Source organism: Staphylococcus sp. HMSC059F04, assembly GCF_001812565.1.
Taxonomy (GTDB): domain Bacteria; phylum Bacillota; class Bacilli; order Staphylococcales; family Staphylococcaceae; genus Staphylococcus; species Staphylococcus lugdunensis.
Window position 1 is genome coordinate 153,587 of sequence record NZ_KV809468.1, and the last position, 25,419, is coordinate 179,005.

At 34.8% G+C, this 25,419-nt stretch carries 24 protein-coding genes; 3 read left to right on the forward strand and 21 right to left on the reverse strand.

From position 1 onward, the window contains the following. From HMPREF2864_RS05625 to HMPREF2864_RS05650, 6 genes are all read right to left on the reverse strand, one after another. On the reverse strand, nucleotides 1-6,024 hold the full coding sequence (locus HMPREF2864_RS05625) for a non-ribosomal peptide synthetase (protein WP_070544923.1): 6,024 nt from the start codon (nucleotides 6,022-6,024) through the stop codon (nucleotides 1-3). A 28-nt stretch (nucleotides 6,025-6,052) separates the two neighbouring features. Beyond that, the gene (locus tag HMPREF2864_RS05630; protein ID WP_070544924.1) at nucleotides 6,053-7,636 is read right to left on the reverse strand and encodes a (2,3-dihydroxybenzoyl)adenylate synthase; all 1,584 of its coding nucleotides are present in this window, start codon (nucleotides 7,634-7,636) and stop codon (nucleotides 6,053-6,055) included. Further along, a complete protein-coding gene (locus HMPREF2864_RS05635; RefSeq protein WP_002491926.1) occupies nucleotides 7,633-8,298 on the reverse strand; it encodes a 4'-phosphopantetheinyl transferase family protein in 666 nt (221 codons plus the stop codon). Before HMPREF2864_RS05635 ends, HMPREF2864_RS05630 begins: the two co-directional genes overlap by 4 nt. A gap of 22 nt (nucleotides 8,299-8,320) precedes the next feature. After that, a complete protein-coding gene (locus HMPREF2864_RS05640) occupies nucleotides 8,321-9,052 on the reverse strand; it encodes a thioesterase II family protein (RefSeq protein WP_002459574.1) in 732 nt (243 codons plus the stop codon). 239 nt (nucleotides 9,053-9,291) lie between these two features. Beyond that, nucleotides 9,292-9,651 carry a HesB/IscA family protein gene (locus HMPREF2864_RS05645; RefSeq protein WP_037540859.1) on the reverse strand — a complete coding sequence of 120 codons (360 nt, stop codon included), beginning with the start codon at nucleotides 9,649-9,651 and terminating at the stop codon, nucleotides 9,292-9,294. Nucleotides 9,652-9,663: 12 nt separating this feature from the next. Next, the gene (locus HMPREF2864_RS05650; RefSeq protein WP_002459576.1) at nucleotides 9,664-9,900 is read right to left on the reverse strand and encodes a YuzB family protein; all 237 of its coding nucleotides are present in this window, start codon (nucleotides 9,898-9,900) and stop codon (nucleotides 9,664-9,666) included. A gap of 324 nt (nucleotides 9,901-10,224) precedes the next feature. Here HMPREF2864_RS05650 and HMPREF2864_RS05655 point away from each other — a divergent pair, with 324 nt between their 5' ends. Continuing rightward, nucleotides 10,225-11,289 carry an NAD(P)/FAD-dependent oxidoreductase gene (locus HMPREF2864_RS05655; protein ID WP_002492328.1) on the forward strand — a complete coding sequence of 355 codons (1,065 nt, stop codon included), beginning with the start codon at nucleotides 10,225-10,227 and terminating at the stop codon, nucleotides 11,287-11,289. Between the two features lie 171 nt (nucleotides 11,290-11,460). Here the strand turns inward: HMPREF2864_RS05655 and HMPREF2864_RS05660 are convergent, their stop codons facing one another. Next, entirely contained in the window at nucleotides 11,461-11,787 is a 327-nt protein-coding gene (locus HMPREF2864_RS05660; RefSeq protein WP_002459578.1) for a YuzD family protein, read from the reverse strand. 103 nt (nucleotides 11,788-11,890) lie between these two features. Here HMPREF2864_RS05660 and HMPREF2864_RS05665 point away from each other — a divergent pair, with 103 nt between their 5' ends. Then, nucleotides 11,891-12,133: a NifU family protein gene (locus HMPREF2864_RS05665; RefSeq protein ID WP_002433501.1), complete on the forward strand. Its 243-nt coding sequence runs from the start codon at nucleotides 11,891-11,893 to the stop codon at nucleotides 12,131-12,133. Nucleotides 12,134-12,355: 222 nt separating this feature from the next. On the opposite strand, the gene dltD is transcribed toward HMPREF2864_RS05665, so the two are convergent. The 8 genes from dltD to HMPREF2864_RS05705 all read right to left on the reverse strand — a co-directional run bounded on the left by dltD (nucleotide 12,356) and on the right by HMPREF2864_RS05705 (nucleotide 19,154). Next, complete coding sequence (dltD, locus tag HMPREF2864_RS05670; protein ID WP_070544925.1) at nucleotides 12,356-13,546, reverse strand: D-alanyl-lipoteichoic acid biosynthesis protein DltD; 1,191 nt, start codon at nucleotides 13,544-13,546, stop codon at nucleotides 12,356-12,358. Beyond that, nucleotides 13,543-13,779 carry a D-alanine--poly(phosphoribitol) ligase subunit 2 gene (gene dltC, locus HMPREF2864_RS05675; protein ID WP_002459580.1) on the reverse strand — a complete coding sequence of 79 codons (237 nt, stop codon included), beginning with the start codon at nucleotides 13,777-13,779 and terminating at the stop codon, nucleotides 13,543-13,545. The genes dltD and dltC overlap by 4 nt, the downstream gene beginning before the upstream one ends. Before the next feature lie 15 nt (nucleotides 13,780-13,794). Continuing rightward, a complete protein-coding gene (gene dltB / locus HMPREF2864_RS05680) occupies nucleotides 13,795-15,009 on the reverse strand; it encodes a D-alanyl-lipoteichoic acid biosynthesis protein DltB (protein WP_002459581.1) in 1,215 nt (404 codons plus the stop codon). Next, a complete protein-coding gene (gene dltA, locus HMPREF2864_RS05685; RefSeq protein ID WP_070544926.1) occupies nucleotides 15,006-16,463 on the reverse strand; it encodes a D-alanine--poly(phosphoribitol) ligase subunit DltA in 1,458 nt (485 codons plus the stop codon). The genes dltB and dltA overlap by 4 nt, the downstream gene beginning before the upstream one ends. A gap of 18 nt (nucleotides 16,464-16,481) precedes the next feature. Next, nucleotides 16,482-16,631 carry a teichoic acid D-Ala incorporation-associated protein DltX gene (locus HMPREF2864_RS05690; RefSeq protein ID WP_002459583.1) on the reverse strand — a complete coding sequence of 50 codons (150 nt, stop codon included), beginning with the start codon at nucleotides 16,629-16,631 and terminating at the stop codon, nucleotides 16,482-16,484. Between the two features lie 316 nt (nucleotides 16,632-16,947). Beyond that, entirely contained in the window at nucleotides 16,948-17,913 is a 966-nt protein-coding gene (locus HMPREF2864_RS05695) for a 2-hydroxyacid dehydrogenase (RefSeq protein WP_070544927.1), read from the reverse strand. 27 nt (nucleotides 17,914-17,940) lie between these two features. Further along, nucleotides 17,941-18,720 (reverse strand): TIGR01457 family HAD-type hydrolase, encoded by a 780-nt coding sequence (locus HMPREF2864_RS05700; protein WP_002459585.1) that lies wholly within the window; start codon nucleotides 18,718-18,720, stop codon nucleotides 17,941-17,943. Nucleotides 18,721-18,722: 2 nt separating this feature from the next. Next, nucleotides 18,723-19,154, reverse strand: a complete 432-nt coding sequence (locus HMPREF2864_RS05705; protein WP_002459586.1) for a DUF86 domain-containing protein — start codon at nucleotides 19,152-19,154, stop codon at nucleotides 18,723-18,725. A gap of 101 nt (nucleotides 19,155-19,255) precedes the next feature. Between HMPREF2864_RS05705 and HMPREF2864_RS05710 the strand changes: the two genes are divergently transcribed. Then, the gene (locus HMPREF2864_RS05710) at nucleotides 19,256-19,522 is read left to right on the forward strand and encodes a DUF3055 domain-containing protein (RefSeq protein ID WP_002459587.1); all 267 of its coding nucleotides are present in this window, start codon (nucleotides 19,256-19,258) and stop codon (nucleotides 19,520-19,522) included. 151 nt (nucleotides 19,523-19,673) lie between these two features. On the opposite strand, the gene HMPREF2864_RS05715 is transcribed toward HMPREF2864_RS05710, so the two are convergent. The 6 genes from HMPREF2864_RS05715 to HMPREF2864_RS05740 all read right to left on the reverse strand — a co-directional run bounded on the left by HMPREF2864_RS05715 (nucleotide 19,674) and on the right by HMPREF2864_RS05740 (nucleotide 25,413). Continuing rightward, entirely contained in the window at nucleotides 19,674-20,072 is a 399-nt protein-coding gene (locus HMPREF2864_RS05715; RefSeq protein WP_002492322.1) for a YutD family protein, read from the reverse strand. A 152-nt stretch (nucleotides 20,073-20,224) separates the two neighbouring features. Next, nucleotides 20,225-21,148 carry a lipoyl synthase gene (lipA, locus tag HMPREF2864_RS05720; RefSeq protein WP_002459589.1) on the reverse strand — a complete coding sequence of 308 codons (924 nt, stop codon included), beginning with the start codon at nucleotides 21,146-21,148 and terminating at the stop codon, nucleotides 20,225-20,227. 83 nt (nucleotides 21,149-21,231) lie between these two features. Next, nucleotides 21,232-22,551: a bifunctional metallophosphatase/5'-nucleotidase gene (locus tag HMPREF2864_RS05725; RefSeq protein WP_070544928.1), complete on the reverse strand. Its 1,320-nt coding sequence runs from the start codon at nucleotides 22,549-22,551 to the stop codon at nucleotides 21,232-21,234. Between the two features lie 20 nt (nucleotides 22,552-22,571). Further along, complete coding sequence (locus tag HMPREF2864_RS05730; RefSeq protein ID WP_070572135.1) at nucleotides 22,572-23,399, reverse strand: sulfite exporter TauE/SafE family protein; 828 nt, start codon at nucleotides 23,397-23,399, stop codon at nucleotides 22,572-22,574. Between the two features lie 12 nt (nucleotides 23,400-23,411). Further along, a complete protein-coding gene (locus tag HMPREF2864_RS05735; RefSeq protein ID WP_070544929.1) occupies nucleotides 23,412-24,260 on the reverse strand; it encodes a DUF72 domain-containing protein in 849 nt (282 codons plus the stop codon). 79 nt (nucleotides 24,261-24,339) lie between these two features. Then, nucleotides 24,340-25,413 (reverse strand): NAD(P)H-dependent flavin oxidoreductase, encoded by a 1,074-nt coding sequence (locus HMPREF2864_RS05740; protein ID WP_070544930.1) that lies wholly within the window; start codon nucleotides 25,411-25,413, stop codon nucleotides 24,340-24,342. Between the last annotated feature and the right edge of the window lie 6 nt (nucleotides 25,414-25,419).

Sequence of the window (25,419 nt, forward strand, 5' to 3'; positions counted from 1 at the left end):
TTACAACACCCCTTCATCACGATTAATATGTTGTGAGCCTTCTATTTTAGCTGCAATATCAGCGACAGTAGGATTTGTAAATATAAAGGATAGTTCGAGTTCAACGTTAAATTGGTTTCTAATTTTATTGGTAAGTTCTATCGCTTTAAGAGAATCACCACCAATTTCAAAAAATCTGCTATTACTGTTAGAAACCTCTTGTTTAACAATATCCGTTAAAATATCTTTAACATCGTCTATGAAACTACTTACTTCGAGTTGATTATCATTTTCTAAAACGGAATCTATTTTTGTAAAATAAGTATCTTCATATCTATCACTTTCGTTTAATTCATGATTTAGAACATTTTTATTATGCGCAATCTCAAGTATCATCTTAATAAAATAATCAAACATTTTATCAAGGTTGTCTGTACCTATGCGGTGATCTACACTATCCCAATAAATGTCTAAACCACCATCTCGTTCAATCACTTGATTGTCTAACCAAACCTGAGGCGTTTGACTAATATTGTAAACAATTTCTCCTAGTAAGTTTTGGCTATTAAGTGCATGTATACCTAGACCACTTGTAAATACAAACGGCATGAGTATATAGTCATTAATTTCACAATATTTTCTTAAATCTCGTTGAAATTCAACACCGGAATACAGATGATGTTCTAAATCTTTGACGAGCTGTTTCTGAACATATTTAAAGCGATCTAACAATGTTGTGCTGCCATAATGTTTAATTTCTAATAAAGTTAATGTAGTGAAATCACCTATGACATGTTCAATATTAGGATGTACTGGCAACCTATTAAATTGTGTAATATTAAGTGAAAAATTATCGTTATGACTGACTTTCCTAATCGCTTCAGCATATATACCGATCAAGAGTGAGGTTGGCGTCAACTCTATGCCTTTAGCTATTTCTTTTAACTTTTGCCAACTTTGTTTATCAACATGATATGTTCTTCTTGTAAACTGATTTGCATCATCATTTGATACAGCCATTGTTGGTATTTCTGGTGCTGTTAAAAAGTGTCCGACTCGTTTTAACCAATAGTCTCTATCTTTGGTGTATTGCTCTGTTTGTTTAAGTTGATTTAGGTAGCATACATAATCTCTAAAGTTTAACGCTGTAAGTTGTTGGCTTATATCTTTGTTAAGATACAGCTGATTCCATTGACTTAGCAATGTAAACATACTCCAACCATCAAAGATCAAATTGTCGAAACTAATATGCAGTCTAACTTCTCTGTCAGATAAAATAGATACTTCAATATTAAAAATGGGCCATTGATTGATATCTAATACTTGATGAGACAATCTATTTCTAATTTCCAACAACGAACTTTGTTGCTGTTGTGAATTTTTATTTTCAAGATGGTTCGTTTTAAATTTATAATATGGCACTTCGCTTAATATTTGCTGTAAGCCATCATCAGTAATTATTGCTCGCATCATGCCGTGGCTATGGATTAGCTTGTTCCATGCTCTTTCTAGTCGTTCTAATTCAATATTCGTAGCATTAATTTCGAAATAGCAATGCGTCGATACATTATGGTGGCTTAATTCTTTTTTCCTGCCTATGAAGTAAGAATATTGAACATCAGTTAAGGAAAACGATTTATTTTCTTTTGCTGGATTAGTTTGAAATTCGATGGTTTCATCTGTATGCGCTTGGTTCTTATTCTTCTCAACTTGTGCAGCCTGCGCTTTGATTGTTGTGTTTTCCATGGCATCTTTAATAGTAAAATTTATATGAAATGCGGTTTCTATTTCTTTAGCTATATGTGTAGCAATTAGTGAATCGCCACCAATGTTATAAAAATTTGAATCGCTGTTAATAGTGTTATCGTTAAACTCTGCACGCCATATATTTAGTATCTTTTGTTCCATATGAGTTAAGTTGTCAGCTTTAACGCTGGAATCACTGTTTCTTTGTTTACGAGCTAACTGACTTAATTTTTTCTGATCAATTTTACCATTTTTATTTAATGGAAATACATTTAAGAAATAAATATGCGCTGGAATCATATAATTCGGTATAACATGCGTCAGTTGAGATGTAATATATTCAGATGTTATATCAGTTGGAGAAATGCAATAAATATTAGCATAAACCCTATCATTACCAACTTGTTGTATACGCTGACAATCAAAGTTATTTTCAGTAAACATGTTTTGCCAATCTCGTCTAGTTAATTTCCCCTTATAATCACCAATATAAGCATTTAATATATCAACCGTAATTTGTTCAATAAATAAACTTAGATTAGGTTCAACAATAATTATATGTCCATCTGGTTTCAACTTAGATTTAAGTTTCATCAACTGCTGTTGTATATTAAAACTTCTATGAAGCGCGTTAACAGCAATAATCACATCATAATGGTGATCTTTTAGCTGCTCAAAGTCGTTTTTTACTTCGATTCCAATGTCATGATCAATATACTCCCGATTTAATAATTTTGATTCATCTAAATAATGGTAATCTTTGCCTTTATGATTGATTTGATGCACAAGGTCACTGCTTAATGCGCTGTTTCTTGTCTCAAACTCTAAGACATTTATCGATTGATTGTTTAATTCTTGGATAGTTTTGAACAAATAGTCTTGTATCGCCATATTCCAAGGCATTAGTTCTGCAAGTTTAGATGGTGCTAACTCTGGTTCTTGCTGATAGAACAGCTCAATAGGATTCAGTTCTCCAGTAATCAGTTTAGGTAAATATTTTTCTAATTTATTTAAAAATTTGATGATGGATTTGTTTTCATCAGGGTATTGATAAGCATTATCTACTTTAGATGTACGCTTGTATTTGCCATCTTGTTCATTAATATAGCCTTTAGCTATAAGTCTATTTAGCCATTTGTTCACTATAGACTCGTACTTTTTATGAACGTTTAATGTTGTTAAAATAGTCTCAAACGAACGATAATTTAAGCTATCTAATGCATTTAAATTCTCAAACATTTTCATTAATACGTGATAGATCATGTTATTCATTCTAGATAATGTTTGAGGTATATCTTTAATACCATTTTCATCATTTAAGATGGTTGTATGACTTTTAGGAATAATAAATGCTGAAAGTGCATTATTAGTTTTAATAACCTTCACTTTACTGATGTCTATAGCGTTTGAGATTGCTTTTTCAATTTCACCGATTTCAATTCTATGCCCTTTGATTTTTACTTGATTATCAATTCTACCTAAAAATTCAATCGTGCCATCATTCCAAATACGACCTTGGTCACCTGTTCGATACCACTTAACATGATTGTTATCATAGTAGAATTTTTCTTCAGTTAGCTGTTGGTCACCAATATAACCTTTAGCCACGCCAAGTCCACCAATATGTAATTCTCCAACTACATTATTAGGGCATACTCTATCAAATTTATCTACTACTTTATACATTTGCCCTTTGAGTGCTGTTCCATATGGTATCGAAATCCAGTCAATAGGAAGTTGATGTGGAACATCGATATGGTTAGACCAAATGGATGCTTCCGTTGCACCGCCCATCGCAACGACTAAACTATCTGACATTGAACGTTCGTAAAACCGCTGTGGCAAGTTTAAATCTATCCAATCTCCTGACAGTAATACTTTACTTAAAGGAAGATGTTCATTTTTACCTTCTGCCATGGTAACAAGCATATCAAACAGAATAGGAACAGAATCCCAAACTGTCACATTATATTTATGAATGATTTCTAGCCATTTATTAGCATCTTTAAAATTCTCTTCGGTTGTGAGGATTAGCGTGCCACCTGCATCTAATATCCCAAATATGTCGTAAACAGATAAATCAAAGTCTATTGATGACACCATCAATAATGTATCTTCATTGGTGATATGATACTTACAATTAATATCAAGTATTGTATTCATTGCATTATTATGGGTAATTTCAACACCCTTAGGTACACCTGTTGAACCCGACGTCATAATGACATATGCAGAGCTATTTGCACTAACAGACTTAATCTTGCAATCTTTTGGCTTTGTAGTTAAATTAACATCAATCATTTTTTTATGACTACTTCTTAATGAACATGACTCAATATATTTGGTATTGCTAATAATGACATCTATCCCTACCTGCTTATAAATCTTGTCTCTCCGATCACTAGGTTGCTGAATACCAATCGGTACATAAGCAGCGCCGGCAAATAACACACCGAGAATTGACACCACTTGGTCGATTCCTCTAGGTAATGTTATCCCCACATAATCATGGGGCTTTACGCCAATATCTTCTAACATCTGTTTAACGGACATGGCTTTGTCAAACAATTCACCGTAAGTCATACGTTTACCATCATCTGAAGCTATTAATGCAATATTGTCTGGTGTCTGCTGATAATTTCGCACGAAACCTTCATATAGCATTGCATTAGGTTGTTTCAAGTCTGATAGCTGTATGTCTTCCACATATTCGCTTAATATGTCGTTCGTCTTATTCCAATTATCAACATCTGTTAATGATGCGAGCAAACGACGATAGTCATCTAACATCGCATCAACCGTTGTATCTGTTAGCAAATCATCCACCTTGTCCCAGCATAAATGCAAGTCGCCTTTAACAAGATAAGATTGAAAATCTAACCACACGCCTGGTGTTTGAGAAACCATATACGATATTTCTCCAAATGTTTGTCTTGTCTCATCGTTTTCAAGTTCATAATCAATATTACATGCGAATACGACTGGGGCGATATTTATACTTTCTCCATATTTTTTTGAAACATCACGTTGTACTTGTACACCGCTATAATCAGAATGGGATACATTCTCAATAAACGTTTGCTTTACTCTTTGTAACGTATTCGCAAAGCGTTCATTTTTATGAGGTATATGTTCAACTAATAACAGATTTGTAAAATCTGCTACTATATGCGTTACATCTTTTGTATCACTTTCTCTATTAAACAACGGAATATTGACATAAAAGCCTTCTTGATTGCTCCATTTCTCTAGTGTCAACATATAGCATGTAAGTAAAACAATAGATGGCGTTGTGTCAAATCGCTTTGCGTTCTCTTTAATTTTTTCCCATACCTTATTTTCAATTATTCTTTTATGTCTTGATACTTTTACCTGTTCTACCAATTCTGGCTTTTTTAAAATGGGTAATTGAATAGGATTCAACTGCAATTCATCTATTTTGTGTGACCAAAATGTTTTATCTTGTTCTACTTGTTCATCATCTATCTGCTTTTGTTCCAAATATGTCTTAAACGTGATTTGTTCTTCACTTACAGTATGACCATGATATAAATGCGCTAATTGTTTTATGATCATACTGATACTTAAAACATCTGCTACCAATAAATCGATATTTAAACTTATTTGCACCTTTTGCTGTGGCAATATAAAAGCAGTTAAGCTTGCCACTTCTCCACGATAAACATCTAATTTTTTGTGGGATAGTTCTGTTCTATATTTTGCTAATTCCACTGATAGTTGCGTTTCATCTAAGTTATCTAATTCGATTATATCGATGCGTTTTTTGATTGGTTCTTTCAGAAATTGTTGTTGATGGTTATCAATAAATCGGCAGCGTAACATAGGGTGAATACGTTGTAGCTCATTCCATGCTTGATTTAATTTTTCTATATCCACTTGATGCCCTATAATTTCAAAGTATGCATGACAGCCAACGCCACCCAACACTTGATCCTGTTCTCTACCAATGAAATACGCACTTTGTACATCTGTTAATGGAAATGGCTGATAGTTATCAACCGCTTCTATTGAATGATGAACAGTACTTTTTTTCTTTTTAAATTTACTGTTGTCAACAAGTAACATCCACTGGCTAAATGTAGGTTTTTCTATTAATTGAGAAAATTTTATCCTTAAACCTTCTCGTCGCAATTTACTGACTAATGCCATGATATCTATTGAATGAACGCCTAAATTAATAAGATTTTCGTGCGCATCAATGTGTGTAAGATTTGTTTTTTCAGTTAACCAAGACTTAATAAGCTGTTTTATTTTATCTTTCGAAAAAAGCACTTCCATTACTATAAACCTCCATGTCTTATTTAACTCATTCTTTTAATCTATTAACATCAATTTTCCCAAATGTAGTTAAAGGCCATACGGGTACTTTTTTTATTAAATCGGGCAATTTAAAATTTGCTATACCTTGTTGTTGTAGATAATTTCTCAGTTCATTAAGATTGATATTTGTATCCTCTTTAATGCAGACACAAATTTTCTCACCTACAACCTCATCTGGTACTCCTATTACTTTGACTTCGTCAACATTAGGATGGCCTAAAATGACATCTTCTAATTCATTAGGTAAAATTTTCTCACCTGATTTATTAATCATCTCTTTGATACGTCCAACAACTTTAAAGTTTCCATCAGGTTGTTGCTTCACTTTATCTCCTGTCATAAAATACATGTCATCATCTACACATTTTATGTGTGGCGCATGTTCATAGTTATATATTGTATAGGGGCCTCTGACGTAAAGCTCGCCATATTCACCTTGCTGCACTTCTTTTCCACTATCATCTAATATTTTAATTTCGTCATATTCAGAAATAGGTGTCCCTTGTGTGTGATAAGTGACTTCATTGCCATCTTGCTTATCAGTCATACAAATTAATCCTTCTGCAATACCGTATACTTGTTGTAATTTACACTCAAATTGTTCTTCAATTTTTTGCGCAGTAAATGAATCTAATAATGCACCTCCCACCTGAATTAATTTGAGAGAACTGATATCATCTTCATCGTTGTCTTTTTGATAATCTAGACACATTTTCGCCAATGATGGTACAAGCGCTAAATGAGTAATATCTTGTTCATCTATCAACGGGAAAATTTCATCAGGGCTCGTAACACTACAAATCACTATTGTGCCACCGACCGCTAATGTTCCAATGATTCCTGGACAACCTAAAGGAAAATTATGTGCGATAGGCAAAGCAACTAAGTAAGTCGAATGTTCATCTAAGCCACATCTTTGTGCACATTGTTTGGCAACATAAATATAGTCACAATGTCTACGAGGTATAAGTTTAGGTATACCTGTCGTACCGCCTGAAAGTAACAATAATGCAGTATTATTATAAGATGGCTTAATTAATTCCTCTGAATATCGATATTCATAATCATTACGATTTGCGGAATAAAAATTTTTATATTGCTTGGAATTTCCAAGAATATATTGATTAATCTGACAACCTAGTTCACCTTCTATTTCATTAATCAGCTGTGAATATGAAAAGCCTAAATACTTATCTTTAGCTATATATGCTACCGCACCAGACGCTTCCAAAACACCTTTGATCTCAACTTTTCGATGTGTCGCTAAAGCTAATACAGGTATCGCTCCTATTTTAAATAATGCGAATAAGACGAAAATAAATTCGAAGCAGTTTGGTAACTGGATTAACACTTTATCGTCCGGTTTAATGCCATCCTGATAAAATTTATACGCAAAATGATTTATTTCGTCATACATTTCTTGATATGTAAATTCAAACTCACGATCTATAAGTGCAATCTTTTCTGGGTACTGTCTTACTTTTTCTTGGATAAATTCATCTAGTGTTTGATGATCCCAAACTTGTTCATCATAAAATATTTCTAGTTGTTCTCTCTTTGTCCTTTTCATTTTGGAACCTCCATCATTGAAATACCTAAAATAAATTTTGAATCTATATCTTCCATTCTCACAATGGATTTTGTTGTATCTTTATTGTTGTATATTATAAAATGATTGCCTGAACGTTTTTGAACTTCTACATAATCCAATCCTTCCATCAAACCTGTACCAATACATTTTAAATATGCTTCCTTGGCAACCCAACACTGAAAGAAATGATACGGATTATCGCTAATATATAACGCTTCGTGCACATTAAAATAACAGTCAATAATATCTTTGAAGTCAATTTGTCTTGTTATATTTTCAACATCTACACCAATATCAACCATTGAAAACGCAACCACGCAGCAACCTTCAGTATGCGAAATATTAAAGCGAATATTATAAGCATTTTCTATATAAGGCTTTTTGTAGCTTGTGTATTGATAGACCAAGTCAGTTAACTCACACGTCAATAGATATTGATAAAACAAATTCACAAGTGCATGACTATAAATATAATTCACTTTGTCGCTTTTTCTTTTTAAATTTTTTAGTTTAGCAAGCTGTGATTTTGTTAAAAAACTGGATTGATTACCGCACTTGTTAACTCTGTCAGTCCTACCAATAACAATCACCGAATAACCATTTAACAAATGTTGCATGATGCGTTGTGATAAATTGTGCATGTTATCATTTAGCTCATATATTTTATATTTCATTTAAATATGCCTTTATCTTATTGATGGCTTCTTCGGAATTACCGTTAATAAACATATGTCCACCCTCTACATATTCCCATCTAAATGATTTGGTTGTGTATTGCTCCCATTCTAGTAACTCTTCTAGCGTCATTTGTTCATCTGAGGTACCCATCAACGCCAAGATAGGACTATCTAAGGGTTCTTTATTCATATCTTGGTATTCTTCATCAATGACAAAGTCGGCTCTTAGCATCGGTAAAAACATTTTGATTAAATCATCATTTTCTAATACTTCTTTAGGTGTACCACCATAGTCTTGCAAGCCCTGTTTAAAACCTGCATCATCAAGATGATATATAGGATCAGGTTCTTTAAAACACGGTGCTCTACCCGCTGAAATAATCACTGCCTTAGGATTATTTAAACCGCTATGTTTAATTTTTAATGCAAGTTCATAAACAATTTTAGTTCCCATACTATGGCCAAATAAATAATAGTCTTGTTCAAAATTAAATGTTTGGACTAATTCATCATAAATTTCTTGAACTAACTCACTAATTTCGGAAATGGGCGTTTCGCTAAACCGACTTTCTCTGCCTGGATAAAGCACTCGCATTACATTGGTTGCCGGAAAATAATCACTCCAATGTCGATAAATATTCGCCCCCCCACCTGCGAAGGGAAATAATATCAACGCTTCATCTCTATCTTTTTCATGATTTATTAGATAATTTGCCAAATACCTTTTTCCTCCTATAGTTATTTTATGATTTAAAATGATATTTACACTTTTATCTTACATTAATTGATAATGATTATCAATGTTGATTGATATTTAACGCAAAATTTATTGTTTCCCAAAAAATTCTATATAATTTTTATTTTTTATACTCTTTTTTGGGAAAACAAAAAAACCCTATGAGAGACTCATAAGGTTTTCTAACATATTTAATTCAATTTATATTTAACTACACGTGATTAACATTCTTCTGGTGTACCTGAAACTTTGGCTGTTTTAAATGAACTGCCACAGCCACAAGATGCAATCGCATTAGGATTATCGATTTGGAAACCACCACCCATGAGTGACTGTTTAAAATCGATTGTTGTCCCTTTTAACACCGGCGCATCATCTTTATCTACGAGTACTTTTAAACCATAGAACTCTAACACTTCGTCGTTATCCCCTGCTGTTTCTTCTGCAGACATACCATACGTTAAACCAGTACATCCACCACCATTAACTTTAATTTTTAAATAACCGTCTTCCATATCATTACTTTTCAACATATCTTTGACTTCATAAGCAGCAGCTTCTGTTAAAGTTACAGTACTCATCATCATGACCTCCTAAAAAATCCATGTTTCTTCTATATGTTTATATATATTATTTAATAACTCAGTTGGCGTTTCACCTTCAACAATATCACCATTAACCAATGCATACAACCCGGATGAACAGATACCACAATTTTGTAGACAACCATATTCTAACACATCGACATCAGGGTCCTCTTCAAGTTGATCGTATACATATTGTCCACCACGTGCCATATTGGAAATACAAAATTCCACGATTGGATTCATAGTACACCCTCTCAATCATTTTAGTCATATTATTATAGCAAATATACTTTCTATATGCATACGGTCAGCTCATTATCTTGATTTTTATATGCACTCCAATAAAACGTTTACAATATGATTGTGCCCAGTCGTAAATTTGTTTGTAGTCATCAAAAAAACAAGATATAATAAGCACATAAATAAAAATACTTCAATTTTTTGGGGAAATTGATGTTTTGTTATCGTAAATGCAGTTGACACAGTTTTTCACTCAATTAATATAACATCAGTTTAAGAAAATATGAGTGATGTGTGACAATGATTTCATATCAAAGGGGTATATTTATGAAAAATTTAGTATTACTAGGTGGCGGCTACGGTAATATGCGTATTATGTCGCACATTTTACCAAATGCATTACCGGCTGACTACACATTAACGTTAGTCGACCGCATGCCTTATCATGGCCTTAAGCCAGAATTTTATGCATTGGCAGCCGGCACAAAGTCTGATACAGATGTTCGCATGAATTTTCCAGAATCAGAGCGGATTAATACCATTTATGGAGAAATTACAGATATTAACTTAGATGACCAAATCATTTCGGTCGGTCAAACAAAAGTCGATTACGATGAATTAGTGATTGGACTTGGCTGTGAAGATAAATATCATAATGTTCCTGGCGCTGACGACTATACGTATAGTATCCAAACATTATCTAAAGCTCGTGAAACATTTCATAAAATCAGCGAACTGCCTGCTGGTTCCAAAGTTGGTATCGTTGGTGCAGGCTTAAGTGGGATTGAGTTAGCAAGCGAATTGAGAGAAAGTCGAAAAGACATTCAGATTATCTTATATGACCGTGGAGAACGTATTTTAAGAAATTTCCCGGAAAAACTAAGCAATTATATTGCAACTTGGTTCAAAAAGCACGATGTAACGGTGGTTCCAAATTCGACAATTGATGGTGTTGAACCCGGTAAAATATATAACAATGGACAGCCTGAAGACGTCGACTTAGTAGTATGGACGGCTGGTATCCAACCTGTTGAGATTGTCAGAAATTTACCGATAGATATTAATCGCAGTGGTCGCGTGATTGTAAATCAATATCATCAAATTCCTACATATACGAATGTATTTGTAGTTGGTGACTGTGCAGATTTACCTCACGCACCAAGTGCACAACTTGCAGAACTTCAAGGCGATCAAATAGCCGATGTCTTAAAAAAACAATGGGCAAACGAAGCGCTTCCAGATAAAATGCCAGAATTAAAAGTACAAGGTTTCCTTGGTTCTTTAGGTGAAAAGCAAGGTTTCGCCTATATCATGGATCGTACCGTGACCGGACGTCTTGCTGCTATTTTAAAATCAGGTGTCTTATGGCTCTACAAATACCATAATGGTTAATAAACGGTTCAATATAAAGTCTTGGACATCATTATATTTTAGGTTACGAACTCTATATTGACAGTAACTGACAGGATTGAAAATGCTTGATATCAACGTATTTTCAATCCTGTCAACCATACGGGAGCGAGACTAAGGATTCATAATGAATGCTGTCCCGCTCCCTACATATTATTTTGTATCCATAATATGATTATCTACAAAATTTGTGACTTGTTTTGTTTGTATATAGCCATCAGCTACATACGCATCATTCATCGTCACAAGAGGATAAAATAATTCATCCTCTTGCAATTGTTCAATAAATTGCACATCATGATCCGTTAAATTTTCTGTTTGGTGTTCAAAATCGATATATGTGAATTGAAAGTCAATTTGCGGATATTTTCTTTTTAATAATGGTTGTAACCATTCATACGTATTTTTAGATGTTGGCGCATTGACACAACTTGCGCATACCACATCTGCCCCATAAACGACAACACTCACCTTTGTCATATAAAAAATCCCCCGTTGAGTTGATAGATTTTTCTTTCACTATCCATTATAATAGAATAACAATCTAAATATGAAGTAATATACTTGAAAGGAGTCATCTCTCATGCCAACTGAGAATGCAACAATGTTTGATCAAGTAGCTGAAGTTATTGAACGTTTACGTCCGTTTCTCTTACGTGATGGCGGCGACTGTACATTAGTCGATGTAGAAGACGGTATTGTTAAATTACAACTACATGGTGCTTGCGGCACGTGCCCAAGTTCAACAATTACATTAAAAGCAGGTATTGAACGAGCATTACATGAAGAAGTTCCAGGTGTAATTGAAGTGGAACAAGTATTCTAGATATCTATAATATATACATCACTAGAGCTCCTACGCGCTCTAGTTTTTTCATTTGTAGTCACAGAGATAAAATGTATAACATTCAAGAACCAAAATACTGAGATATAAATCTCTAAAAAATGACAACATGGAACATATATCCCAAAATAAATAGCACAAAGACGATTTGAAATTAAAAACCGTCTTTGTGCTATTGTTATATTCAATACATCTTACTTATATTTATTGACGATCTTGATCATCGTGATGCGGTTTATGTGGTGCTTTGTAAGGTGCTCTCATATGCTTGTCGATTTGTCTATCCATGTCGACCCAGCCTTTCCAGCCTATATGAACGGCATCAGTAATGTAATGTTTCGCATATTCTTTGTCCGTCATATCATACAATTGACCACCATTATTAATTACTGTTTCACGAATTTTGTTGTAAACAGGTTGACGACGTTCATGTGGAATACCGATATGATCGTACCATTTGCCATTGGCAGGGATGCTGACGTATTGAACATCTGCACCTGCTTCACGCATCGTATCTACAAGTAATTTTAAGTCGTTAAATTCTGGAGAATTAATATTAAACTCCCAATCACGTCTTACTTTACGTCTATTTTCCTTAATTAGTTTCCAATATTCATCTTTAATGCCATATTTATTGGATTTCGAATGATCGATTGCAATTTTTGTCGCTTTGCGATTCATCTCGTTCCAAGAAGCATTCGGTGATGTCACTGGTTCAACATGTGACAACGGTGATTTGTCGAAACCAAAGTATAATTTGATGGCTTCAATCTTTTTGATTTGCTCACCTTTGAATTGAGAAATATAATTGCCATGATCTTGATTTGGGTGTTTTGCTAGTTGTTTTAAAAATGCTTTATTTTTAGCATGCTTAAATTGTAATAACCGTTTCGCGTAGCGTTGTTTCAACTCAGCTGGCATTTTAGATTGCTTGAACAATTGATCGATTTGGTTCGCAGACATACGTCCATCATAGTTCTTATTTGTTAAACCATGATCAGTGAACCATTGCGGTGAAATAATTAAACTAATTTTTTTACCTTTTAGTTGATCGTATTGTGCTGCTAACTCAACAGCGTTAATCAAGTCTGTTGAACCACCAGTTCCAAGTAAATATGCAGGTTTAGTCCCTTTACGACCATTAAGTGCAATACCTGGATTAAATGGATCTTCTTTGTTGAGTTCACTTGAACCATAAATTGGGTAATAATCGTTTGATTTAAATAATTTGTTTTGAATGAGCGTACCTTTAAGCACTTGATCCGTTGAAGCAAGTCTATTATTTGCCAGTGTTTTATTTGTCACCAATCCCGTAAACCAGCTTGACGGCATTAAGACAAAGATGATAAATATCACACCGCTAATTAAAATCGGTAAAAACGGCTTTAATTTCATCGTAATTCTTCTAATGCTTCCACAATTTTATTTGGTGTCGCCCACTCATCACGATCAAAATCCATAATTGAAACTTCAATACCTAATTTGTTTTGAATTTCTAATAACAGTCCTACAGTTTGGAATGAATCAATAATCCCCTCTTCGAAAATTTCTACATCAGGGTTTTCTTTGACGATATCATTTTCAGCAACTTCAGCTAATACATCTAATACTTGTTCTTTAAATTCCATAATTAATTACTCCTTTTATATCAGTTTTCCTGAGAAAATTAAAAATCCAAATGCTACAAAATGGAAAGTGATAACAATGCTTAAGGCAGTTGTAAATCCATTTTGCCAACGTGCAGGATGTTTCTTGCGCCAGCGTTCATAATAGCCGTAACCAATAAACATTAAACCATGATAGATACCATAGACGATATAGAATAATTCTAAACCGTGCCAGACACCCATGATAAAGAAGTTTAGGAAAAAGGCTACATTAGACATGGCAAATTGACTTTTTAATAATTTTTTCTTTGACATGTAGAACAGTGCACGCATGTAAATGCAATCTCTAAACCAGAATGATAGCGACATATGCCATCTATTCCAGAAGTCTTTTATATTTTTAGCTTTAAATGGTTGTTTAAAGTTTGGCGGTGTCATAATGCCATAGATATAGCTGACTGCTACCGCAAATAAACTGTAACCAGCAAAGTCAAAGAACAGATAGAAACTATACGCATACATATACAGCCATTTATGCGTAAATCCATGTAAATCCATCATCAATGGATTAATCGCATAGAATTGAATTAAATGCGCAATAATGTATTTATATAGGAACCCTAACATTATCATATGAATCGCTTTTAAAATCAACTCACGATATTGCTCACCTGTTGGAATCTTCTTATCATCTTTCACGTAACGTTTGTAACGGTCGATTGGACCAGATGATACCGTTGGGAAGAATGAAATAAATTGCATTAACTTGCCAACTTTTATTTCTTTAATCGAGCCATCTCGAATTTCCATAATTAATTGAACACTTTTAAAAGTTACATAAGAAATACCTAAGAACCCTACAAATTCAATTAATTTATGTTCATGGAAATGAATTTGATGACCACCTAGCCAAGAGCTTTGCAATATTTTAACCACTGCTAATGGCAAGATAGACAGAACCATAATTACAGTAAATTTCGCAAATGTATTATTTTTCTGTCTCGATTTAAAGTAAAACATAATCAGCGCTGTTTGATAAATTAAATACACAATAAAACATATTAACTGGACGCTAATATATTTCGTACCAAAGAAATGATACTTATCTGAAGCAAAGATAATGACAATCATAATGGCTGTACTAATGCCGTTGTATATATAACTACGCTTACCTAAAAATCCGAGTATAATCACTGGTAAGAGTACAATAAATGCAATTAAAAAGAACGTAAACGTACCATATGGAATCATCCGTTTACAACCTCCGCAATAACTTTACGATCTAATTTACCATTTGAAGTAAGTGGTAAATGATCCATCCAAACGAATTTTCTCGGTATCATATACTCGGGTAAACGAGATTTCAATTCGGATTTCAATGCGTGAGTCATAGCCATATCATCTTCAACGTGTTGCGTTGGAACAACAGCACCAATTAAGTGAACAACTTTATCATTGCGGTATACTGGCACTACAACAGCTTCTCTCACTCGATCAGATTGGCGTAATTGTGCTTCAATCTCTTCAAGTTCCATACGGTAACCATTCATTTTAATTTGGAAATCAATACGTCCTTGAATGAACCATAGGCCGTTGTCTTCTTTGGCTTTATCCCCTGTATAATAATGGCGAATGCCATCATCATATTTAAATGCAGCATCTGTTTTAGCTTTATTTTTTAAATAACCTAGGCTCACGCTGTTACCTTTAATAACAAGTTCGTCTTCATCAGTTATAGATAACGTCGTACCTGGACGTGCAACACCTACTGGAAGTGGATTATATTGCGCTAATACATCAGGTGTGATTTGAATACTTGTAACAGCTACAGTTGCTTCAGTCGGACCATATGTGTTGTAAATCACAGCGTGTGGATATCTATCAACTAAAGCCTTAGCTGTTCTATGTGCCAAAATTTCACCACAGAAGAAGAAATGATTTAAGCTTGGGTAATCATTTTCATTCAATGTCGGCAATAATAAGCACATTTCAATAAATGATGGTGTAGATACCCAAGTGTTAATTGGTGTAGCCACTAACATGTCATTTAATAACTTAGGCTTTTTAATCATATCTTTATCTACAAGATTTAGTGTGCCACCAGATGTTAAACATGGATAGATTGCCATCACTGATAAATCAAATGAAAATGGTGCTTGGTTTAACCATTCTTGGCCACCATCTTCTTGATGTAACGATACCATCCATTCAGCAAATTCAATCAAGCTTGCGTATTGAATTTGAACACCTTTAGGCTCACCAGTTGAACCGGAAGTAAAGATAGTATATACCGTATCTGTTTCAGTCATTTGACTATCGAATACGATTGGATTGTTTGATTCTTTGACATCTTGAGTCGTAATCGTCTTCGCCCCATCATATGTTAATGGTTCATCAACGGTATTAAAGATGAACTGTGGTTCAACTTTATCAATAATCATGTTTACACGTTCAGCTGGCACCGATGTATCAATCGGAACGTAGCCGCAACCTGCTTTGATAGCACCAAGCATACCAACAATCATGTACGGAGACATATGGCCGTATAAAATCATTGGTTGTTGACTGCCTTGTAATTGATGTGCTAGTTTACTTGATTCCTCAAGTAATTCCTTATAAGTTAATTCGTCATTCATATGTCTTACAGCAACTTGATTCGGCTGCGCTTGCTCAATATCGATTAATTTAGAAATGATATCGTTCATATGTTATATTCTCCCTCATTAAAATTCATTATAAATGAAGTTATTCTGTGTATCGCCAGTACCATAAATTAAATACAATGCTATGAATATAGCTAAATAAAGCAATGTTAATAAATATGGTTTAAGTTTTTTAAATGTTTCTGAAGTTTCTTTTTGTTGGGCTTTCATATCGCACCTCACTCATTCAAAATTAAGATGCACAGCTTATCTTTTGCTGCGCCACTTTTTATAATAAGTATAATTAGTTTCAGATTTATATATTATTTTTACAACTTATTATATCTATTTTTTGACAAGCCTGCAATGTTATCTTTAAAAACACTATTGCAAAGACTTGCACTACACTATTTGTAGAACATATTTTATTTTACGTCTTATTAACGAAACACACAATTACATATGACATAACAATTTTGTTATATACGCAAAAAACTTCTACATGCTATTAAATAACAACATGTAAAAGCTCTGCTTGTATCATAATTTAATGGCTAGTAACCGGTGTTAATGGCGCCTGTTGTTGTAAAACAGCCACGATATTATCAACGCATAATTGAATCATACGATTTCTCGTCTTCACTGATGCACTGCCAATATGCGGTAAAATGACGGCATTCGGCATAGATAATAATGGATGTTTCTCATTAATAGGTTCTTCACGTAAAACATCTAAGCCGCATCCTGCGATATCACCTTGTTCAAGTGCAAATACAAGTGCGTCTTCATCTACTATTGCACCTCGACCAATGTTGATAAAGATTGCATCTTGTTTCATCGCTTGAAATGCCTCAGCATTAAATTTGTTCTTCGTTTCCGCTGTCATTGGTGCTGTACATATGACAAAATCACTTTCTTCTAATAATGTGTCAAAATCAGCATATGTGACTTTTAATTCACGCTCAACATCTTCTCTTCTTGAACGATTATGATATAGCGTACGCGTATTAAAGCCACTTAAACGCCTTGCAAATGCTTGACCAATGGCACCCATGCCAAAAATACCAACAGTCGAACCGTACACATCTTTACCAGATAATAAGTAAGGACCCCAGCTAGTCCATCGACCATCTTGAACATATTTTTCTGCTTCAACAATACGTCGCGCAACACTAAGCATCAAGGTAAACCCTAATTCTGCTGTCGTTTCTGTAAGTACATCTGGTGTATTGGTTACCACAATATCGCGTGACTTTGCTAGTGAAATATCGATATTATCATAGCCAACTGCCATATTTGCAACGATACGCAACTGTGGCGCTTGTGCGATAACCTCGTGATCAATTTGTTCACTGAGCGTAATGAAACACGCTGTTGCATCTTTAATAGCTGTTAAAAACTGTGCTCTAGGCATTGGTACAAGTGCATTATCCCACATCTCTACTTCCCCAAATTGTTCTAATTGCTGGACAAAGTGGTCTGGGATTTTTCTGGTAACAAGTATTTTAGCCATCATTCAGCCTCCTTTAAGTGTCCCTGACTATTGTTGTAATTGTCGAATCACTTCATTTAAATCTTTTACCGAATAAGTTGGCGGAACATCTTTTTCTTGAATTTCAGCAAATGAGGTTACACCCGTTTGAACATGAATTGTATCCACGCCAACATTGATGCCAGACATAATATCTGTATCATATAAGTCCCCGACCATGGCAACATCTGCTTTATCTAATTTAAGTATATCAAGTGCAATATCCATTATAACTGGTTCTGGTTTACCAATAAATTGTGGTTGTTGCCCAGTAGAGACGCTAACGACACTTGTAATAGCACCATTACCAGGTAATAAACCACTTTCTTTAGGAATAGAAACATCCGGATTAGTTGAAATAAATGTAGCACCCTCACGTACAGCAAGTGTTGCAATCGCTAGTTTATCGTAGGTAACCTGTTCATCTAATCCTATCACTACATAATCGACATGTTTATCTCGTCTTAATGTTAAACGACGGTCTAGTAATGCTGCTTTCAAACCACTACCACCAATCATATATACAGAGGCATTTGCTTTTTCATTGGCAATAAAGTTTGCCGTAGCTAATGCTGAAGTCACAATCTCCTCAGGTTTAGCATCAATATGCATCTCGCGTAATTTAGCTGTTACTTCTTCAGGTGTCTTGGTCGAGTTATTCGTTACATATAAATGAGGAATGCCTTGCTGATTTAAATAATCAATAAATTGTGCTGCTCCGTCAACTTCCTCTGTACCTTTGTACATCGTCCCATCTAAATCTATCAAATATCCTTTATAGTGTTTCATTGTTAATTGTCTCCTTTTCCAAAAGCTGTCACTGGTACACTTTCCTGTTCTAAAAATAATGATACTTCATATATAAAGTTGTCATAATACGGTAGTGCATCATCAAACAGAGGTTCAAGTGTATCATGTTGTAAAGTAATATAATCATGTGCAAATTGCTTACGCACTTCGATTGTTTGATTGATTGCAGCTTGTGTTTCAGATGTAATCACACCCTCAAGTGCTAATATATCAATTACATCCTTGTAATTACCAGGATCTCTTAAAATAAAAGCATCGATAATCATATTACCAATATCAACAGATGCTTCAATTAGCATTTGTGCAATGCGCTCAAAAGCATAAGGATTATCTTTATGATCTTGATAATCTTGCGTTAACTGCCTTAAATAATTTAATTTCTGTGTTAATTTTTCTTTGTCTACAAAATACATGCTTAGTCACCTCTTAATGTCTTTATCATATCATAATTTTGCAGAACACTTCATTTGTAGTTATACTAAATAAATAACCTTAAATAAAGGAGCACCACTTTATGATAGATATGTATTTATATGACGATGAAGAACAAAGTCAAGTGCAATTTGTAGGCTTTGTCGGTGAACATAGTCGCTATGATTTGATGTTAGTTCAAACAGACCGTCATTATGGAAAGACATTAGTTTTGAATATGCAGACCAATAAATTTGGAATTATCGGCACAGATGACCTTGAAGAAGATGGTTATATCGCCTATATTCTTGGTGTTTCTGATGCAGAAGCCACTGAAATAACCGAATATTTAAATGAAGTCATACAATAACATGTTCATGATTCAATGCTGTGTCATAAACATGTTATCAAAGCATGAAAAAAGCGAGGAAACAAAAGTTGATGTTAACTTTGTTTTCTCGCTTTACTTGTGGACTTTCGTTTTGAAAGTTACTCTGTTGATGCTATGTTGTCTGTGCCAATTAATCTTTATTGGTTTCTATTTGTTGAGATTCTGCTGGTATGGATGGCGCTATTTTGACATCGTGTAGTTTGTCTTCGCTGTTAATTTGTGTGTCTGGCTCACCTAATCGAGTTTTAACCTCGTCTTCTGAAAGACGCTGTAGAACAAAATATGGGCAGCCAAAATTACAATATTCTAAGATATAATCTTGAATACTTGAAAATCGTTTTGAAATTTCAGCCTTTTTGTTACTATCTTTATAAAATCCTTTGAGTCTTAACAGTTCGTAACCAAAATCTCCGACAACAAAGTCATATTTATCGAGAATATCTGCATATTTAGCAGCAAATAATTCTTCATCAAAGCAGTCACGATAGTCCTCAATGATTTCAAAATATTGCTGGTTTACTTTAATCATAAATGACTCACCTTTATATGATAATAAAGACTTAGCAAATACGACAGTTAATCACTCTCGTACAAACTAAGCCCTTTTATTGATAAGAATGACCATAGCTGATAGTGGCTCACATAATACTTCTGCCAACTCACTTTCCACAGTCTATTCGATTATTGTTGATGATTTAACTGCTTTTCTCCTAAGCGATGACGTTCTTTAGCCGCTTCATTAACTTGTTCATCTGCGTGATATGAGCTACGTACCATTGGTCCAGCTTCACAGTGTTTGAATCCTTTATCCATAGCTGCTTTACGTAACTTACCAAATTCTAGAGGTGTATAATATTTTTGAACTTTTAAATGCTTACGAGATGGTTGTAAATATTGACCAATTGTCAAAATGTCTACGTCATTCGCACGTAAATCATCCATAGCTTGTAATAATTCTTCAGTCGTTTCACCTAAACCTACCATAATACTTGATTTCGTAGGAATATCTGGTTGTAATTCTTTTGAACGACGTAAGAATTCGAGTGTACGGTCATATGTTGCACGTGCACGTACTCTTGGTGTTAAACGGCGTACTGTTTCGATATTGTGATTTAAAATATCTGGTCGTGATGCCATTAATGTTTCTAACGCTTCATAATCCCCACCCATATCAGATGGTAAGATTTCAATCGTTGTGAATGGATTTCGTTCACGTACTTTGCGCACTGTTTCAGCATAAACATTTGAACCCGCATCTCTTAAGTCATCACGTGCTACTGCTGTAATAACCACGTGTTTTAAATTCATCAGTTCAACCGATTCTGCCACACGTTCTGGCTCATTTAAGTCTAATTCATTAGGTAATCCCGTCTTAACCGCACAGAAACGGCATGCTCTTGTACATACCGCACCTAAAATCATAAACGTTGCCGTACGTCTTGCTCCCCAGCATTCATGTATATTTGGACACTTTGCTTCTTCGCAAACGGTGTGTAGATTCTTTTCTCGCATCATTTTTTTGAGGCCAGTGTAGTTCTCATTCGTGTTAAGCTTAATTTTCAACCAATCTGGTTTACGTAAAATTTCTTCATTTCTTGTAGCCATAACAACGCTTACCCTCCTGAATAATCAATCTTCATTCATTATAACTAAATTTACCCTAAATTAAAACGTAATACGCAATAAATTTAATAATTTAATAACTTTTCTTTAAATATATCGCGTAAAAATTCTGGCATTAAATATTCTGTTGGCAATCCTTTTAGCATCGGGAAGTAACGGCCAAACGTGTACATATCAACCGTTCCCAACGTATAGTATTGCTCATCATCAATGTCTTCTCCATTGATAAAATAACGTGCTTCTGATTCTATAAAACCCAAATTATATAAAATATAACCGCCAAAGATGTCTCCTCTAAAGCCTAAACCTTGTGCATGCTCATGTAAATATTCTTGCTTTTGACTTTTTATAATCACATTTTTCAATTCTGTACCTGTGACTTTTACCCTTACTAAATTAATAGGATGTGGTAGCATACGGTGAATATCGTACTCAGTCACTTGGTCAGCCTGAATACCTTGAACAATCAATCCCGCATTGATGATCGCACAATCTGCATTTGTAAATTCAAAGACACTTTCAGCGAGAAGATAGGTTGTTTGGGTAATGACATCTGTTTTATTTTCTAAGTGAACTGGATGGTGAATCACAGGTTCATTTAGCAGTGCCTTACCTTCCTCATCAAAGTGTGTTTCGACAGTGGGCAATGTGTCGAGGGGATGTAGCATTGCTTCTTTCGCAATGACTTGATGTTGTTCAATGGTTAGCGTAACTTCACCTAAATAGTGACCATATTTTCCAGCGGCAGCCATCAGCACACCATTATTTATTTCACCATGTTCAAAATAGTGATGCGTATGGCTCCCGAAAATAACATCAATATCTGGTATTTCTTGACATAATTGTTCATCAAAAAAGACACCAACATGACTCATCACAATTAAGACATCATATTGTCCTTGACGTGATTGAATCTCATCTTTAATCGCTTCAAGTGGATCTGTCACAATCCAATCTAGCGCACGATAAAATGGTGTAAATGGTGCGGTTGCAGCAACAAAAAGAATCCGTGTCCCTTCGATGTTTTGAATATATGAAGTTGCGATATGGTTAGGCAATTGTCCATGTTCGTCAAGAACATTCGTACAAATCACCTTAAAATGCGCATCATCATATAATGTATTCAAAGCTTCATGCGAAATCGTCATCCCTTCATTATTACCAATGGTTGCAATATCACATTGTGCCTCGTTTAATAACGCAACATTCTTTTTCCCTAATGTTGCTTCTGTCACAGGGGCAGATAAATCGACATGATCCCCAATATCTATATAAAGAGAAGGATGTTGAAGCGCTGGGCGATGTGTCTGTAAATAAGCTTGAATGCGTGCATATTCGTGCAAATGACTATGTATATCATTCGTATGATAAATCGTCAACTTCACAGTACTACCCCCTTTGTAATTTACATCAATGATTTAAAAATAAGATAAATCCCCATGAATAACATGACAGTTCTAAGCAACATGACTACCGTTTCAGACTTAATAGAATGATTGATCTTCACTCCAATTTGTGCACCAATATAACTTGAGATAATTAAAATAATAGAATAACCCCAAGCCACATGTCCTTGAAAAATGTGACCAATTGAGCTCATCACACTAGAAAAGAAAATCATCATCATACTTGTGCCGACAGCAACATGTGGTGGAAATCTAAAGATAATCAGCATTAATGGCGTCATTAATGCACCGCCGCCAATGCCAAACAATCCTGTTAACACACCAATAGATAAGGTTGCGACAAAAGCCACAAGCGGTGGAACACTATAATGATAAGTTACACCTTCCGAATCCGTATAAGACTTACGATATTGTGGCTTATCAAATAGTTTAATTGGTTTTATTTTATGACGTACCATCAATATAATGGATACAAGAATCATAAAAATACCAAAATATAAATTGAATGACTCTAATGTTAAATAGCGACTAAGCAACGAACCCGCTAATGACCCAGGCAATAAGCCAAATAGGAAAATAGAGCCATTTTTAATATCGACTTGTTTCGTTTTCAAATAGCCTAGAGATGACGATAATCCTGTTACAATGAGTATCACGGATGACGTCCCAATAGCAATTTGAGGCGTAATGCCATGTAAAAGATGATGTTCCACACCTAAATAAACAAGCGTAGGTACAATGATGATACCGCCGCCAATACCTACTAATGAACCAATAACAGCAGAAAGTAGGCCAATTAAAATAAGAAAAATAAAAGTTAATACCATTGATTTCGCCTCTTAAAATAATTTTAGTTGTTGTGGTGCCAAACCTATATAATCTATTCCAAGCATCTGTTGATATGTTTTGGCATTTTTAGCCGCATGACCCCCAGAATTATTATTAAACACGACATATACTGTCTTAGCTTTTTGCGCTAATATTTCAACTTTATGCGCGAGGTCTTGCAATTCTTGTTGATTATAATCATATAAATACCGCACATCTCGCCATTCTTGGTCTGTCATATCCTTTTTAGTCCAGCCTTGAGTGTTGCGCCCATGATAACGTACAAAGGCGATATCATGAGTAATACGATTAACCATTGGAATCGAACCCATTTTCACCTGTGGTTCATCACAAACCGCATGAATAAATTGATGGTCGACAAGAAATTGTAATGTCTGTTCCTTATGTACCGCATCAAACCATGATTGATGACGAAATTCAATGCATACAGGAATATCTAATAATTGTTGGCGTACATACCGTAAATAAGTTACATTTTCCATCGAGCAATCAAACCAAGGCGGAAATTGAACTAACACCAACGCTAATTTATCATGTGTTTGCAGGGGTTCAATCATTGCTTTAAATTGCTCAAACAACGCTTTGCGCGATGTCGCAACATCTTTATAATCCGCATGTAACGTCAACGCTTGATGTATTTTGACAACAAATTTAAACGTCTCTGGTGTCTCTTTAATCCACTTTAATATATTTCTTTCAGGTTGAATCGCATAATAAGAGGCGTCCAATTCAACAATTGGAAAATGACCTGCATACGTTTGAAGTTTATCAGCTTGGCGTCCAATATCTTCATATAACGTCTCATGGTCACCCCAACCAGTTAAGCCAATGTTAATCATATTCATCACCAGTACAATCATACCACAATCGAATTTATTACTTCATTATATCAACTTAGATTTATCAATGATAAACGATTTAAAATTGGCAACGTAATGCTTCTATCTCTGTCAACAATTTATCAAAAAGTCCAGCTACATGACTATCTATAGCCAGTCGTGGTGCTTGTCCACTCCATAAGTGCGTCCATGCATCGTTATGCTTTTGTGCTGAATGTTGACGTATCGATGTTGTCAACTGATTTTGAATTGGATAATCAGGGATTTTACCATTATAATTCTTAAAGGATTGAATAAAATTGTTATTAATACCGCGCGCATATTTGCCACTAAATACATTTGTCACGACCGTATCCGTCTCTTTACTATTCAGAATGGCTTGCTTTAATACTGGGCGTGCACCACTTTCTTGCAACGTTAAAAAAGCTGTGCCCATTTGTACGCCAGAGGCACCTAAAATCAAGCTTGCCAAAATGCCACGGCCATCCATAATGCCACCTGCAGCAATAACAGGAATATCTACGTGATCAACGATTTGTGGTACAAGTGCCATTGTACCAATCATTGATTGTTGCCCTTGAGTTGTAGGTAAAAAGCTACTACGATGTCCTCCTGCTTCGCTACCTTGGGCAATTACGATATCTATACCTGCTTGTTCAATTGCGATTGCCTCATCTACTGATGTTGCAGTACCCATCGTCACAATTTGTGCTGCTTTTAGTCGTTCAATGATTTCTTGATTCGGTATGCCAAATGTAAAGCTACATACAGGCACATGGTATTGAAGCACTAAATCAATCGCAGCATTAAAACGTTGTTCCTCAGTAATATTTACAGTGGGTTCTTCTAGTTGAAGTGCACGACGATAAGGTTTCAGCCAAGCATTCATTTGTGCCACCTCAGCCTCTGAATACTGATAATCACTCGGAATAAATAAATTCACTGCAAATGGTTCCGAAGTTAATGCCTGAACTGCTTGGATTTCTTGTTCTAATCGCGTAGTATCAAAGTAGCCTGCACCAATCGTGCCAAGCCCACCTTGATGACTCACGGCAGCCACTAATTCGGGTGTAGTACTGCCAGCCATGCCTGCTTGAATGATAGGATAGTGAACGTTCAAATATTTTGTGAATTGCGTTGTCAACTGCTTCATCTTGTA